This is a genomic window from Streptomyces hiroshimensis (genome assembly GCF_014650335.1).
Taxonomy (GTDB): Bacteria; Actinomycetota; Actinomycetes; order Streptomycetales; family Streptomycetaceae; genus Streptomyces; species Streptomyces hiroshimensis.
In genome coordinates this window covers 13,396-27,489 of sequence record NZ_BMUT01000001.1, presented here as the reverse complement: position 1 = coordinate 27,489, position 14,094 = coordinate 13,396, and the positions used below count along the sequence as shown (strand labels likewise).

Genomic DNA, 14,094 nt, shown 5'->3' with positions numbered 1-14,094 from the left:
TTCCACCCGGTTTGCTTGAGTCGATCGCTTCACGTCCACGACGCTAACGCCTGCCACTGACAATGCGCCCGGGCGTCGCTCCGGCCTGTGGATAACCCGCCCCTCGGGAGGGTCCGCGACCCGGCTCCACAGCGCCGGGGAACCCCATAAGAATGGATGTTCGATTTTACTGTCAAGCGCGCCACTCCGGGCCCGGCGCGGCGTCCGTGACCTCGTACCGCCTCACGTACGCGCCGAGGAAAGCCTGCAGCGTCGCCGTCGCCGGGATGGCCACCAGCGCTCCCACGGCCCCGAGCAGCGCTGCGCCCGCCACCACCGACCCGAAGGCGACGGCGGGGTGGATGTCGACGGTCCGCGAGGTGATGCGCGGCTGCAGCACGTAGTTCTCGAACTGCTGGTAGACCACGACGAAGCCGAGCACCCAGACCGCGTACCAGGGGTTCACCGTGAAGGCGAGCAGCACGGGCAGGGCGCCCGCGAGGTAGGTGCCGATCGTCGGGATGAACTGGGAGACGAAGCCCACCCAGATCGCGAGGGCCGGGGCGTAGGGCACCCCGAGGATCACCAGCAGCACGTAATGGGCGATGCCGGAGATCAGCGCCATCAGGGCGCGCGAGTAGATGTAGCCGCCCGTCTTGGCGACGGCGAGCTCCCAGGCGCGCAGCACCTCGGCCTGCCGGCGGGGCGGCAGCACGGAGCACAGGGCACGGCGCAGCCGGGGCCCGTCGGCCGCGAAGTAGAACGAGAAGAGCAGCACGGTCAGCAGCTGGAACAGCCCGCCCAGGACGGTGGCCGAGATGTCCAGGACGCCGCTGGCGCTGCTCTTGACGTACCGCTGGAGCCAGTCCGAGTGCAGCAGGCTCTCCTGGACCGCGACGCGGGACAGGCTCGTCCGGAACACCCGGTTGACCCACTTGATCACCGAGTCCAGGTAGGAGGGGAAGTTCTCCACCATGGTCATGATCTGGTCGGCGAGCATCGAGCCGAGCAGGGCGAAGAAGCCTGCGACGACGAGGGTGGCGGCGAGGAAGACCAGGCCCGTCGCGAGCCCGCGGCGCATGCCGCGTGCGGACAGGCGCGATACGGCCGGCTCGACGGCAAGGGCGAGGAAGAAGGCGATGAGGATGTTGAGCAGCAGGCCGATGAGCTGCTGGAACGCCCAGACCGCCAGCATGAAGCAGGCGAGCAGAGCGAGCGCGGTCACCATCGCGCGGGGAAGCCAGCGCGGCATGGCGGGGCCGGTGTCGGTGCCGGACGGATCGGGCGGAGGCGGTGGGGTGGGTTCCGGAACGGGGTCGTCTGCCACGCCGCAAGTGTGGCCTATCGGATGAAACGGAATCCCGTGACGACTGCCCGGTACGTCACCGTCTGTCTGTCACCGCCTGTCGTCGGGGATCTCCAGCGCCCTGCACACCGCGCGCCACACGTCCTTGGCGTTCCAGCCGGCGTCCAGGGCCTCGTGCACCGTCCTCCCGCCCAGCTCGGACATCACGTGGTCCCGTGCGAAGGAGTCGGCGTACGCCGCGCCGAAATGATTCGCCATCCGCTGCCAGAAAACCGTCAACCGCATGCGCCCAGTATCCCGCCCCTGAGAGTGCTGCCCGGCACGAGGCGGTGACCGGGGGACGTTTCCCGCCCTACGGTCGGTGCATGGCCCGATCCGGAACATCCCCCGCAGTCCGTGCCGAACAGTTCATCTGGCTGACCGCCCGCGTCCTGGAGCAGCGGAGATTCGCCTTCCACTTCCTGGACGGCGGCCCCGACGCCGTGGAATCGGCCCTGACGGCCTACCTCGGCGAGGACGGCGGGTACGGCTTCGCCCTGGAGCCGGATCTGCGCGGCCCGGTGAGCCAGCCTCTGCACACCGTGTACGCGCTGCGCGTCCTCGACGAGATCGGCCGCTGCGGTGACCGGCGCATGGAGCGCGTCTGCCGCTACCTGACCTCCGTCTCCACCGGCGACGGCGCGCTGCCCGCGCTCCACCCCTCGCTGCGCGGCTATCCGGCGGCCCCGTGGATCCCGGTGGTGGAGGATCCGCCGAGCGACCTGCTGGCCACCGGCCCCGTGGTGGGGCTGCTGCACCGCAACGAGGTCTGGCACGCGTGGCTGTTCCGGGCGACCGACTTCTGCTGGGCCGCGGTCGAGGCCCTCGGGAACGGGGCGAGAACTCACCCTTACGAGGTAGAGGCGGCCGTCGCCTTCCTGGACGGGGCACCCGACCGGGCGCGCGCCCAGGCGGCCGCCGAGCGGCTCGGCCGGGTCGTGCGGGAGCAGCGGCTCGCGGTCCTGGACCCCGCACGGGTGGCCGACTACCCCGTCCCGGAGGGGTACGCACCGGGCGAGCACCACTACCCGCACGACTTCGCACCCGCCCCGGACTCGCTGGCCCGGCCCTGGTTCACCGATGCCGAGCTGGACCGTTCGCTGGACTTCCTCGCCGCCTCGCAGCAGGAGGACGGCGGCTGGCCGATCCGCTGGCGCGAGTGGGCCCCCGGCACCCGCCTGGAGAGCCGGCCGATGGTGACCCTCGCCGCGCTGCTGACCCTGCGCGCGTACGCCCGCACCGTGTGACGGCCCCCTTCGCCGCGTCTCCCCCGAAGCCCCCGTTCCGCCCGGCCGTCCGGGCTGACCGTCTGGGCTGACCTGCAGGTTCGGGGCATTGTCAGTGGTGCGGTGCACGATGGGTGGCATGGCGGACGAGACGGCGGCGGGTGCGGCGGCGGATGCGGGCGGAGCCCTCGCGGGGTTCTCCCCGGCGACGCGCGCCTGGTTCACGGGAGCCTTCAGCGCGCCCACGGCGGCGCAGGAAGGGGCCTGGCGGGCCATCGGCGAGGGGTCGGACGTCCTGGTGGTCGCGCCGACGGGGTCCGGCAAGACGCTGGCGGCCTTCCTCGCCTCGCTCGACCGGCTGGCGAGCATCCCGCCGCCGGCCGAGGCCAAGAAGCGCTGCCGGGTGCTCTACGTGTCCCCCCTCAAGGCCCTCGCGGTGGACGTGGAGCGTAATCTCCGCAGTCCGCTGACCGGTATCCGGCAGGCGGCCGTCCGCCTGGGGCTGCCCGAGCCGGAGGTGCGCGTCGGGATCCGCTCCGGCGACACCCCGCCCGCCGAGCGCCGGGCGCTCGTCAACCGCCCGCCGGACATCCTGATCACGACCCCCGAGTCGCTCTTCCTGATGCTGACGTCCGCCGCCAGGGACGCACTGGCGGGCGTGGAGACCGTCATCCTCGACGAGGTGCACGCGGTCGCGGGCACCAAGCGCGGCGCCCACCTCGCCCTGTCCCTGGAGCGGCTCGACGCACTGCTGCCCCGCCCCGCACGGCGCATCGGCCTCTCCGCGACGGTCCGGCCGGTCGGCGAAGTGGCCCGCTACCTCTCACCGCAGCGGCGGGTGGAGATCGTCCAGCCGCCGTCCGGCAAGGAGTTCGACCTCTCGGTGGTCGTCCCGGTGCAGGATCTGGGCGAGCTGGGCGCATCGCCGGTGCAGGACGGCGGTGACGGCAAGGACAGGCCGTCCATCTGGCCCCACGTGGAGGAGCGCATCGCCGATCTCGTCCAGGCGCACCGCTCGACCATCGTCTTCGCCAACTCCCGCCGGCTGGCCGAGCGGCTGTGCAACCGGCTGAACGAGATCGCCTACGAGCGCGCCACGGGCGCGCCCCTGCCCGAGCACCACTCCCCCGCGGAGCTGATGGCCGAGTCCGGCGCGGCCAAGGGGGCGCCGCCGGTCCTGGCCCGCGCGCACCACGGCTCGGTCTCCAAGGAGCAGCGGGCCCTGGTCGAGGAGGACCTCAAAGCGGGCCGGCTGCCCGCCGTCGTCGCCACCTCCAGCCTGGAGCTGGGCATCGACATGGGTGCGGTGGACCTGGTCGTCCAGGTCGAGTCGCCGCCCTCGGTCGCCTCGGGGCTGCAGCGGGTCGGCCGCGCGGGCCACCAGGTCGGCGCCGTGTCCACCGGCGTCGTCTTCCCCAAGTACCGGGGAGACCTGGTCCAGGCCGCCGTGGTGACCGAGCGGATGCGCTCGGGGTCCATCGAGTCCCTGCGGGTGCCCGCCAATCCGCTGGACGTCCTGGCCCAGCAGATCGTCGCCATGGTCTCCGTCGACACCTGGGACGTGGAGGAGTTGCTGGCCCTGGTGCGGCGGGCCGCCCCCTTCGCCTCCCTGCCGGAGTCCGCCTACACGGCGGTGCTCGACATGCTCGCGGGCCGCTATCCGTCCGACGCCTTCGCCGAGTTGCGGCCGCGCCTGGTGTGGGACCGCGTCGCCGGTACGGTCACGGGCCGCCCGGGGGCGCAGCGGCTCGCCGTCACCTCCGGGGGCACCATCCCCGACCGCGGGCTGTTCGGCGTCTTCCTGGCCGGCGCCGACTCCAAGGACGGCGCCAAGGGCGGGCGCCGGGTCGGCGAGCTGGACGAGGAGATGGTCTACGAATCGCGCGTGGGCGACGTCTTCACCCTGGGCACCACCTCGTGGCGCATCGAGGACATCACGCGCGACCGCGTCCTCGTCACCCCCGCCCCCGGCGTCCCGGGACGGCTGCCGTTCTGGAAGGGCGACCAGCTGGGGCGCCCCCTCGAACTGGGCCGGGCCCTGGGTGCGTTCCTGCGCGAGGTCGGCTCGGCGGATCCGGAGGCCGCCCGGGAGCGCCTCACGTCCGCCGGGCTCGACACCTGGGCGGCGGACAACGCCCTGGCCTACCTGGCCGAGCAGCGCCAGGCGTGCGGGCACGTGCCGGACGACCGGACCATCGTCGTGGAGCGCTTCCGCGACGAGCTCGGCGACTGGCGCGTCGTCGTCCACTCGCCCTTCGGCGCCCAGGTGCACGCCCCCTGGGCACTGGCCCTGGGTGCCCGCCTCGCCGAGCGGTACGGCATGGACGCCCAGGTGATGCACGCCGACGACGGCATCGTGCTGCGGCTGCCCGACGCCGATCTCATGGGCCTCGACCTGCTGGACGCCGACCCCGGGCGCCGGGGTACGGAGTACGACGGCGAGCAGTCGCCCGTCGGCGCCGCGGACGTCACCTTCGACAAGGGCGAGATCGACCAGATCGTCACCGACCAGGTCGGGGGCTCCGCCCTGTTCGCCGCGCGCTTCCGCGAGTGCGCCGCCCGGGCCCTGCTGCTGCCCCGGCGCAACCCCGGCAAGCGCACCCCGCTGTGGCAGCAGCGCCAGCGCGCCGCCCAGCTGCTGCAGGTGGCCGGGGAGTTCGGTTCGTTCCCGATCATCCTGGAGGCCGTCCGCGAGTGCCTCCAGGACGTCTTCGACGTCCCCGGTCTCACGGAGCTCATGGGCGACATCGAGTCGCGCCGCGTCCGGCTGGTGGAGGTGACCACCCCGGAGCCGTCCCCGTTCGCCCGCTCGCTGCTCTTCGGCTACGTCGCCCAGTTCCTCTACGAGGGCGACTCGCCGCTGGCGGAGCGCCGTGCCGCCGCCCTGTCGCTGGATTCCCGGCTGCTGGCCGAGCTCCTGGGCCAGGCCGAGCTGCGCGAGCTGCTCGACGCCGAGGTGCTGGCGGAGCTGGAGCGCGAGCTGCAGTGGCTGACGGAGGACCGGCGCGCCAAGGACCGCGAAGGCGTCGCCGACCTGCTGCGCCTGCTCGGCCCGCTGACCGACGCCGGCCTGGCCGAGCGCGGCGCCGACCCCGCCTGGGTGCGGGAGCTGACGGAGTCCCGGCGTGCCGTCCGTGTACGGATCGCCGGCGAGGAGCGCTGGGCGGCCGTCGAGGATGCCGGGCGGCTGCGCGACGCCCTGGGCACGGCCCTGCCCGTCGGCGTCCCCGAGGCGTTCACCGAGCCCGTCAAGGACCCGCTGGGCGATCTCCTCGCCCGGTACGCCCGGACGCACGGCCCCTTCACCTCGGCCGAGGCCGCCGCCCACTTCGGCCTGGGCACGGCCGTGACCGACGGCGCACTGCAGCGCCTCATGGCGGGCGGCCGCGTCGTCCAGGGCGAGTTCCACCCCTCGGGGATCGGCCAGGAGTGGTGCGACGCCGCAGTCCTGCGCAGGCTGCGCCGCCGTTCCCTCGCGGCACTGCGGCACGAGCTGGAGCCCGTACCGCCCGCCGCGCTGGCCGCGTTCCTCCCCCAGTGGCAGCACGTCGGCACGCACAGCCTGCGCGGTGTCGACGGGCTGCTGCGCGCCGTCGAGCAGCTGCAGGGCGCCCCGGTCCCGGCGTCGGCCCTGGAGAAGCTGGTGCTCCCCGGCCGCGTGCGCGACTTCTCCCCGGCCATGCTCGACGAACTCACCGCGGCGGGCGAGGTGGTGTGGGCCGGAGCGGGCGCCCTCCCCGGCAAGGACGGCTGGGTGTCCCTGCTGCTCGCCGACGCGGCCCCGCTGCTGCTGCCCGCCCCTCACCCGCTGGAGCTCTCCCCCGTCCACCGGGCGGTGCTCGATGCGCTCTCCGGCGGCTACGGCCTGTTCTTCCGTCAGATCGCCGAGCGCGTGCGCGCCGCCCTCCCCGACGGCACGGAGCCGCAGATCGCCGACGCCCTGTGGGACCTGGCCTGGTCCGGGCGGCTCACCAACGACACCCTCGCCCCGCTCCGCGCCCTCCTCGGCTCGGGGCGGACGGCGGGCTCCACGGCGCACCGTGCCAAGCGCGCGGTGCCGCGCGGCCGTTACGGCTCCTTCACCGCGCGCGGCGGTCTGCCCACGTCGCCGACCGCCTCCCGCGGGGGGCCTCCCACGGTCGCGGGCCGCTGGTCCCTGCTGCCCGCGCACGAGCCCGACCCCACGCACCGCGCCCACGCCCTGGCCCGTACGCTCCTCGACCGGCACGGGGTGGTCACCCGGGGAGCGGTGGCCGCCGAGGGCGTGGAGGGCGGCTTCTCCGCCGCGTACCGCGTGCTGTCCGTCTTCGAGGAGAGCGGCCAGGCACGCCGTGGCTATGTGGTCGAGGGCCTGGGGGCCGCGCAGTTCGCCATGGACGGCGCGGTCGACCGGCTGCGGGCCGCGAGCACGGCCCGCGACCGGGCGGCAGGCGGCAGCCCCGCCGCCGCGACCGGCATGCCGTGGGAGGCCCCGTCCACGGCCCCCCGCCGCAGCCGGGCCGTCGTCCTTGCCGCAGCCGACCCCGCCAACGCCTACGGCGCAGCGCTCGCCTGGCCCGAGCCGCCCGCCGGGGCCACCCACAAGCCCGGGCGCAAGGCGGGCTCGCTGGTCGTCCTCCTCGACGGCGCCCTCGCCCTCTACATGGAGCGCGGCGGCAAGACCCTGCTCGCCTGGCCGCAGCAGGAGGGAGCCGAGACGGCGGACGCGGAGGACCCGGGGCTGCGCGAAGCGGCCGAAGCGCTGGCCGGGGCCGCCCGCGCGGGCGCGCTCGGCACCGTCACCGTCGAGCGCATCAACGGCGCAGCCGCGCTGTCCTCCCCCCTGGGCCCCCTGCTGGAGGGGGCGGGCTTCCACGCCACGCCCAAGGGCCTGCGCCTGCGCGCGCCCTGAGGCGGAGAAGGACGAGAGCGGACCCAGGACGCAAGACACGAAGACGGAGGAGCGCATGCCCGAGGGAGACACCGTCTGGCGCACCGCGCGGGAGCTCGACCGCGCCCTGGCCGGCGCCCCGCTGATCCGCTCCGACCTGCGTGTCCCCTCGCTCGCCACCGTGGACCTCACCGGCCGCCGGGTCACCGAAGTCCTCCCCCGCGGCAAGCACCTGCTCACGCGCGTGGAAGGCGGCCTGACCCTGCACTCGCACCTGAGGATGGACGGCGCCTGGCGCGTGTACGCCACCGGCGAGCGATGGCGCGGCGGGCCCGGGCACCAGATCCGCGCGGTGCTGGCCACCGCCGACCGCACGGCCGTGGGCTACCGCCTGCCCGTGCTGGAGCTGCTGCGCACCGCCGACGAGAGCTCCGTGGTCGGCCACCTCGGCCCCGATCTCCTGGGCCCGGACTGGGACGCCCGGGAGGCGCTGCGCCGGCTGCTCGCCGACCCTGACCGCCCTGTCGGCGAGGCCCTGCTCGACCAGCGCAACCTCGCCGGGATCGGCAATGTCTACAAGTCGGAGCTCTGCTTCCTGCTCCGGATCTCCCCCTGGCTGCCCGTCGGCGACGTCCCGGCCCCCGAGCGCCTGCCCGCCCTCGCCGGAAAGCTCCTGGAAGCCAACAAGGCGCGCACCGCCCGCGTCACCACCGGCGATCCGCGCCACGACCACCGGGTGTGGGTGTACGGCCGCGCCGGTCGCCCCTGCCGCCGCTGCGGCACGCCGCTGCGCACAGCGGACCAGGGGGAGCCGGGTCAGGAGCGCGTCACGTACTGGTGCCCCGCCTGCCAGCCGGGCCCGCCGCCGCCCGGGCTGCCCGGACACCTCGGATGATTAAGCCGTACGAGTGAAGCCCCGGATTTCGTCCGCCACCACTCCCCTGCGCCTCCCTGCGGCGCATCCGCCCCCGTACTTCCCTCCCCTTGCCGCCACCCTCACGAGCCTTGCCGCCGCCTTCACGACCGCCCGGCCCCGCCGCGCCGCCACCACGCCCACGCCACCCGCCCCACCCGGGCGGCCACGGCGCCCAGGAGCCCGTCCCGGGCGTCACGCCGCTTCCAGGGACCGCAGTGCACGGGCAGCAGGCTCAGGCCCCACCCGCCGGCGAGGACGAGCCCGTCCACGGGCCCCGCCCGCCCCGGCTGGGCGAGCATCCTCAGCAGAGCCCACCACCACACACCGCCGACGACGAGCGCCGTCACCCGCCCGAGCAGGGCGTACGGCCGGCGGCAGCCCCAGACATCACGCCGGACCATGGCTGCCTCCTTCGGCCGACGCTAGACCGGCTTCCCCTGGCGTGGGAGAGCGCACCGGAAGCCGGAAGCGGCGCGCTGCCCGCCCGTACGCGCCCTGCGACGCCCGCGGTCAGCCGGAGTCCTCGCCCCGCAGCCGCGCCAGCTCCTGTTCCAGCTCCGTGATCCTGCGGTCGCGCTGGTGCAGGTCGACGATCAGCCGCTGCTCGCCCTCGTGGGTGCCCTCCTGGTACACCCGGCGCACGAAGGTGCCGGCCGTGGTCTGGTCGAGGTCCGTGAGCACCATCAGCTCGTTCGTGAAGCGGATCACCGGGTGCTCGTCCATGTCCCCAGGAGAGCGCGGCCGGGCCGCGGGCGCCACCGGAGGCCGACCGACCCTGCGCACAGTCCGACGGCCTGCGCGCCGTCAGGCGTTCTCCGCCTGGAACATCCAGTGGTGTTTCTCGAGGTCGCCGGTCAGACCGATCAGGAGGTCCTGGGTGACGGGGTCCGGCTCCTCGGTGGCACGAATGCGCTCCCGCATGCGCGTGATCACGGCGCCGAGCGCGGAGACGAGGGTCTGCACGGCCTCGGTGTCCTTACTCCAGCCGCCGCCGACCGGGTCGATGCCACTGGTCTTGGCGACGGTCTCGGCGCGCCCGTCCGGCGCGACGCCGAGGGCCGAGGCACGCTCGGCGACGGCGTCGGCGTGCACGCGGGCGCTCGCGACGACCTCGTCCAGCTGCAGGTGGACCGAGCGGAAGCGCGGGCCCACGACGGTCCAGTGCACCTGCTTGGCCACCAGCGAAAGGTCCACCAGGTCGACCAGCGCGCCCTGGAGGGCGTCCCCCACGGTCTTGCGGTCCTGCTCGGAGAGCGAGCTCTTGACGACAGGCATCCAGGTTCTCCCCATCTCGATGGTTTAGCCCGTTTGTTCCGTGTTGTTCGTCTTTTTATCCGCCTTCCCGGCATCCCGCCATCGCACACCACCGCAAAACCACCACAAAACGGATGCACCCGGAAACACCACCTGAAAACACAAAATCCCGGTCGGAGAACCGACCGGGACTTCATGGAAAACGCCTGTCAGGCCGCGACCACGTCCACGGCCTCGGCGGGAGCCTTGATCGTCACTCGCTCCCCCGGTACGCCCGTCACGGACGTCACGGACACCGCATTGAACATCGGCCGCATCGGCGCGGGTACCGGCTCGCTCGCCGCTGCCGACTGCGCCAGCTCGGCGAGCGACAATTCATCGCTGACCTCGCGCATGACCTCGGACATCCGTACGTCCAGAGCGTCGCAGATTGCGGAGAGAAGCTCGGAGGACGCCTCTTTCTGCCCCCGCTCGACCTCGGAGAGGTAACCGAGCGAGACCCGGGCGGATGAGGAGACCTCGCGCAGAGTGCGGCCCTGGCGCTGGCGCTGCCGACGCAGCACGTCACCCAGCAGGCGACGGAGCAGAATCATCGGTGGCTCCCTCCTTGGACCGCGAATCCGGATCCTTCACGCCCCACCGTACCGCCTCGGGCTCCGGCCGTGCGGGGAGCTATGTCGTGTTCACTCAGGGCTGCAAACATCCATTCCCCCCGTTGTGTTCCGTATCCTTTGCGCCCACGTTTTCCGTCAGTTCGTTCAGCAGCAGTTCCAGCACCGCCCGGACGCTCTCCGACCGGATCCGGCGGCGGTCCCCGTCCAGCGAGAGCTCGCGCACCCGGGTGCGGCCCCCCGGCCCCGCGACGGCCACGAAGACCGTCCCGACGGGCTTGCCGTCCTGAGGGTCGGGACCGGCGACCCCGGTCGTGGCCAGCCCCCAGTCGGCGCCCAGCAGCGCGCGGACGCCGTGGGCCATCTGCCGGGCCACATCGCCGTCGACGGCGCCGCGCCCGGCGAGCAGTTCCTCGTCCACGCCCAGCACCGCGGCCTTGACCTCGGTGGCGTAGGCCGTGACCGACCCGCGCACCGAGCGGGATGCGCCGGGCACCTCGGTCAGGCCCGCCGCGACCAGCCCTCCGGTGAGCGACTCGGCGGCGGCGACGGTCTCACCACGCGCCACCAGCGCGGCCAGGGCCGCCGATGCCGTCGGGGTGCACGTGTCGCCCGCCGCGCTCATCGGCTTGCGGCCCCGGTGGTCCCGGCGGCGGCCGCGGCGCGGCCCGCCCTGCGCAGCACGACGGCCTGCTTCACGTAGTCGAGCCCGGTGGCCACCGTCAACACCACGGCCACCGCCATCACCCAGAAGCGAGCAGTGGCCAGCGCCCCGGTCAGCGCGAGGATGTACATGCCGACGGCGACGCCCTGCGCGAGGGTCTTCATCTTGCCGCCGCGGCTGGCCGGGATGACGCCGTGCCGGATCACCCAGAACCGCATCAGCGTGATGCCGATCTCCCGGAAGAGGATCACCCCGGTGACCCACCACGGCAGGTCGTCCAGCGCGGACAGGCAGATCAGCGCGGCACCCATGATCGCCTTGTCGGCGATCGGGTCGGCGATCTTCCCGAAGTCCGTGACCAGGTCGTACATCCGCGCCAGATGACCGTCGAAGAGATCGGTGATCATGGCGATGGCGAAGGCGGCCCAGGCGAAGGAGCGCCAGGCGGGGTCGTAGCCGCCGTTGTGGAGCATCAGCAGCACGAACCCCGGTACGAGCAGCAGCCGCACCATGGTGAGGATGTTGGCGATGTTCCACAGCCCGGCCGGCCGTCGTACGGCTGCCGCCGGGGCATGGCCTCCGGTGGCTGAGGCCGGGACTCCGGTCATCTGCCCGCCTCCTCGGTACACCCTCCGTCGCCGAGCGGTTCGGCGATGAGGTCGACACCCTCGCTCGCCACCACCTTGGCCACGACCATACGGCCGGGGACGAGGTCCGGGCCGGTGCCGAGCATGACCTGGCCGTCGGTCTCGGGCGCCTGGTGCGCTGCCCGGCCGATCACGCCGTCCTCCTCGTCCACGCGGTCGACCATCACCTCAATGGTCTCTCCGATCCGCTCCTCCGCGCGCTGCGCGGTGAGCTCCTCGGCGAGCCGGGAGATGCGCGCGAGGCGCTCGGCGACGATCTCGGGGTCGAGCTTGCCCTCGTACGTGGCCGCTTCGGTGCCGTCCTCGTCGGAGTAGCCGAAGACGCCGATGGCGTCCAGGCGGGCTCCGGTCAGGAAACGTTCCAGCTCAGCGACGTCGTCCTCGGTCTCGCCGGGGAAGCCGACGATGAAGTTGGAGCGGGCGCCGGCCTGCGGGGCCTTGGCCCGGATCGCCTCGAGCAGCTCCAGGAAGCGGTCGGTGTCGCCGAAGCGGCGCATGGCGCGCAGCACGCCGGGGGCGGAGTGCTGGAAGGACAGGTCGAAGTAGGGCGCGATCTTCTCGGTGGAGGTCAGCACGTCGATGAGGCCCGGCCGCATCTCCGCCGGCTGCAGGTAGCTGACCCGGATGCGCTCCAGGCCGTCGACGGCCGCGAGCTCGGGCAGCAGCGTCTCCAGCAGGCGGATGTCGCCGAGGTCCTTGCCGTAGGAGGTGTTGTTCTCCGAGACCAGCATGATCTCCTTCACGCCCTGCTCCGCGAGCCAGCGCGTCTCGCCCAGCACGTCGGAGGGGCGGCGGGAGATGAAGGAGCCGCGGAAGGAGGGGATGGCGCAGAAGGAGCACCGCCGGTCGCAGCCGGAGGCGAGCTTCACGGACGCGACGGGGCTGGACTCCAGCCGGCGGCGCAGCGGCGCACGCGGCCCGGAGGCCGGCGCCAGGCCCTCGGGCAGATCGGCGGGCGGGGTGTCCTGCGCGTGCCCCGGCAGGGCGACGTCCGCGCTCTGCCGCTCGGCGGGGCTGATCGGCAGCAGCTTGCGGCGGTCGCGCGGGGTGTGGGAGGCGTGGACGCCACCGGAGAGGATGGTCTGGAGCCGGTCGGAGATGTCGGCGTAGTCGTCGAAGCCGAGCACGCCGTCGGCCTCGGGCAGCGCCTCGGCGAGCTCCTTGCCGTACCGCTCGGCCATGCAGCCGACGGCCACGACGGCCTGGGTGCGCCCCTGATCCTTGAGGTCGTTGGCCTCCAGGAGGGCGTCGACGGAGTCCTTCTTCGCGGCTTCGACGAAGCCACAGGTGTTGACGACGGCCACATCGGCGTCGGCGGCGTCCTCCACGAGGTCCCAGCCATCCGCCGCCAAGCGGCCTGCCAGCTCCTCCGAGTCCACCTCGTTACGGGCGCAGCCAAGTGTGACAAGAGCGACGGTACGGCGTTCGGGCATAGGGCTCAGCCTACTTTGTCCCGGAGCCACATCCGCTGCCGAGGCTCCACGCGATGCCGGTGGGCAGCGAGAGAACGATCACCCGGCGGCGCGTCCCCCAGCCGTCCGCGCCCACCCTCCGTCGCAGGTCAGCCCGCTACGGGATCTCCCTTGGTGTAGCTGAGGCGCTGGACCTGGCCGTTGTCGCCGACATTCTTGACCTCCTTGCCGTTCACGAACAGCCGAACGGCTCCGGCGTTGCCCAGAACAAGATCGATCCGGGTGTTGTCGGTGAAGGTCTTGGAATCGCCCCGCTTGAGGACGCCCTCCTCCAGCAGCCGGCCGTTGTGATCCTTGGCGGACATCCAGGTCTGGCCGTTCTCGGCGGCGAGCTTGACCGTGACCTTGTTGGCCGGGACGCCGGCGATGGCGTTGCCCGAGGGCTCCCGCTTGGGGTCGGCGGGCTTGCCGGACGGCGCCTTCTTGCTGGGCGAGGCGGAGGGCTTCGCGGAGGGCGAGTCCGCGGCGACGGAGCCGTTGGAGGACTTGGCACCGCCGTTGAAGAGCGTGAAGCCGACGAAGCCGACGACGGCCACGATCGCGGCGACCATCGCCGCCGTCCAGTTGGGCCGGCGGGGCTCGGGGCGGATGCGCTCGGCGTCGAAGACGGGGGCCGCGGGGGTCGGCGCGGGGCGCCCGCCGCGCTCGGCGTCGTAGCGCGCGAGAAGCTCGGCCGGGTCGAGCCCGACGGTGAGCGCCAGGGTGCGGATGTGCCCACGTGCGTAGACGTCTCCGCCGCAGCGCGAGAAGTCGTCCTGCTCGATCGCGTGCAGGATCGGGATGCGTACTCGGGTCGTGGAGCTGACCTCGTCGACGGTCAGTCCGGCGCTGATACGGGCCTGCTGGAGGACCCGGCCGATCGACGGCCGGTCGTCTGCGGGGATGTCCCCGCCGTCTGCAGAGGAGTTGCCGATGGACACGTGGGCGCCTTTCGAGCGTGTAGCCACCTGCTGGGAGTTCAGTCTAGGGGGGATACGAAAGCCGCGGGCAAGCGGGAAGCCGGACTTTGTACGCCATCAGATGACTCTGCGGCGCCGGCGGTGGAACATCGCACCGCCCCCCTTTCTCAACTCGACACGCCGCCGAGAGAAACGGTTGGGCAGGAATCTC

The 14,094-nt window shown here is 73.1% G+C and carries 13 protein-coding genes; 3 read left to right on the top strand and 10 right to left on the bottom strand.

The annotated features are described in order from the left end of the window. Positions 1 to 172 precede the first annotated feature (172 nt). The gene (locus IE241_RS00095; protein WP_373300570.1) at positions 173 to 1,324 is read right to left on the bottom strand and encodes an AI-2E family transporter; all 1,152 of its coding nucleotides are present in this window, start codon (positions 1,322 to 1,324) and stop codon (positions 173 to 175) included. A 51-nt stretch (positions 1,325 to 1,375) separates the two neighbouring features. Further along, on the bottom strand, positions 1,376 to 1,570 hold the full coding sequence (locus tag IE241_RS00090; protein WP_030368707.1) for a DUF3046 domain-containing protein: 195 nt from the start codon (positions 1,568 to 1,570) through the stop codon (positions 1,376 to 1,378). An 80-nt stretch (positions 1,571 to 1,650) separates the two neighbouring features. On the opposite strand from IE241_RS00090, the gene IE241_RS00085 reads away from it, so the two are divergent. From IE241_RS00085 to IE241_RS00075, 3 genes are all read left to right on the top strand, one after another. Beyond that, complete coding sequence (locus IE241_RS00085; RefSeq protein WP_190019472.1) at positions 1,651 to 2,571, top strand: hypothetical protein; 921 nt, start codon at positions 1,651 to 1,653, stop codon at positions 2,569 to 2,571. Positions 2,572 to 2,689: 118 nt separating this feature from the next. Continuing rightward, positions 2,690 to 7,441, top strand: a complete 4,752-nt coding sequence (locus IE241_RS00080; RefSeq protein WP_190019471.1) for an ATP-dependent helicase — start codon at positions 2,690 to 2,692, stop codon at positions 7,439 to 7,441. 55 nt (positions 7,442 to 7,496) lie between these two features. Beyond that, positions 7,497 to 8,315, top strand: coding sequence for a DNA-formamidopyrimidine glycosylase family protein (locus IE241_RS00075; RefSeq protein WP_190019470.1), 819 nt, complete (start codon positions 7,497 to 7,499; stop codon positions 8,313 to 8,315). Positions 8,316 to 8,437: 122 nt separating this feature from the next. Here the strand turns inward: IE241_RS00075 and IE241_RS00070 are convergent, their stop codons facing one another. From IE241_RS00070 to IE241_RS00035, 8 genes are all read right to left on the bottom strand, one after another. Then, positions 8,438 to 8,737: a hypothetical protein gene (locus IE241_RS00070; protein ID WP_229898646.1), complete on the bottom strand. Its 300-nt coding sequence runs from the start codon at positions 8,735 to 8,737 to the stop codon at positions 8,438 to 8,440. A gap of 109 nt (positions 8,738 to 8,846) precedes the next feature. Further along, the gene (locus IE241_RS00065; protein WP_190019469.1) at positions 8,847 to 9,059 is read right to left on the bottom strand and encodes a hypothetical protein; all 213 of its coding nucleotides are present in this window, start codon (positions 9,057 to 9,059) and stop codon (positions 8,847 to 8,849) included. Positions 9,060 to 9,140: 81 nt separating this feature from the next. Beyond that, positions 9,141 to 9,611: a Dps family protein gene (locus IE241_RS00060; protein ID WP_190019468.1), complete on the bottom strand. Its 471-nt coding sequence runs from the start codon at positions 9,609 to 9,611 to the stop codon at positions 9,141 to 9,143. A gap of 188 nt (positions 9,612 to 9,799) precedes the next feature. Further along, positions 9,800 to 10,183, bottom strand: a complete 384-nt coding sequence (locus IE241_RS00055) for a helix-turn-helix domain-containing protein (protein ID WP_030368713.1) — start codon at positions 10,181 to 10,183, stop codon at positions 9,800 to 9,802. 94 nt (positions 10,184 to 10,277) lie between these two features. After that, positions 10,278 to 10,826: a CinA family protein gene (locus IE241_RS00050; RefSeq protein ID WP_190019467.1), complete on the bottom strand. Its 549-nt coding sequence runs from the start codon at positions 10,824 to 10,826 to the stop codon at positions 10,278 to 10,280. Next, a complete protein-coding gene (pgsA, locus tag IE241_RS00045) occupies positions 10,823 to 11,473 on the bottom strand; it encodes a CDP-diacylglycerol--glycerol-3-phosphate 3-phosphatidyltransferase (RefSeq protein ID WP_190019466.1) in 651 nt (216 codons plus the stop codon). Before pgsA ends, IE241_RS00050 begins: the two co-directional genes overlap by 4 nt. After that, positions 11,470 to 12,945 (bottom strand): 30S ribosomal protein S12 methylthiotransferase RimO, encoded by a 1,476-nt coding sequence (gene rimO / locus IE241_RS00040; RefSeq protein ID WP_190019465.1) that lies wholly within the window; start codon positions 12,943 to 12,945, stop codon positions 11,470 to 11,472. The genes pgsA and rimO overlap by 4 nt, the downstream gene beginning before the upstream one ends. 128 nt (positions 12,946 to 13,073) lie before the next feature. After that, positions 13,074 to 13,904 carry a helix-turn-helix domain-containing protein gene (locus IE241_RS00035; protein WP_229898645.1) on the bottom strand — a complete coding sequence of 277 codons (831 nt, stop codon included), beginning with the start codon at positions 13,902 to 13,904 and terminating at the stop codon, positions 13,074 to 13,076. Positions 13,905 to 14,094 lie beyond the last annotated feature (190 nt).

Excerpts from the sequence above, each read along its gene's own strand:
- IE241_RS00090 (WP_030368707.1), bottom strand. The coding sequence starts at position 1,570 with ATGCGGTTGACGGTTTTCTGGCAGCGGATGGCGAATCATTTCGGCGCG.
- IE241_RS00085 (WP_190019472.1), top strand. The coding sequence starts at position 1,651 with ATGGCCCGATCCGGAACATCCCCCGCAGTCCGTGCCGAACAGTTCATC.
- IE241_RS00080 (WP_190019471.1), top strand. The coding sequence starts at position 2,690 with ATGGCGGACGAGACGGCGGCGGGTGCGGCGGCGGATGCGGGCGGAGCC.
- IE241_RS00075 (WP_190019470.1), top strand. The coding sequence starts at position 7,497 with ATGCCCGAGGGAGACACCGTCTGGCGCACCGCGCGGGAGCTCGACCGC.
- IE241_RS00070 (WP_229898646.1), bottom strand. The coding sequence starts at position 8,737 with ATGGTCCGGCGTGATGTCTGGGGCTGCCGCCGGCCGTACGCCCTGCTC.
- IE241_RS00065 (WP_190019469.1), bottom strand. The coding sequence starts at position 9,059 with ATGGACGAGCACCCGGTGATCCGCTTCACGAACGAGCTGATGGTGCTC.
- IE241_RS00060 (WP_190019468.1), bottom strand. The coding sequence starts at position 9,611 with ATGCCTGTCGTCAAGAGCTCGCTCTCCGAGCAGGACCGCAAGACCGTG.
- IE241_RS00055 (WP_030368713.1), bottom strand. The coding sequence starts at position 10,183 with ATGATTCTGCTCCGTCGCCTGCTGGGTGACGTGCTGCGTCGGCAGCGC.
- IE241_RS00050 (WP_190019467.1), bottom strand. The coding sequence starts at position 10,826 with ATGAGCGCGGCGGGCGACACGTGCACCCCGACGGCATCGGCGGCCCTG.
- pgsA (WP_190019466.1), bottom strand. The coding sequence starts at position 11,473 with ATGACCGGAGTCCCGGCCTCAGCCACCGGAGGCCATGCCCCGGCGGCA.
- rimO (WP_190019465.1), bottom strand. The coding sequence starts at position 12,945 with ATGCCCGAACGCCGTACCGTCGCTCTTGTCACACTTGGCTGCGCCCGT.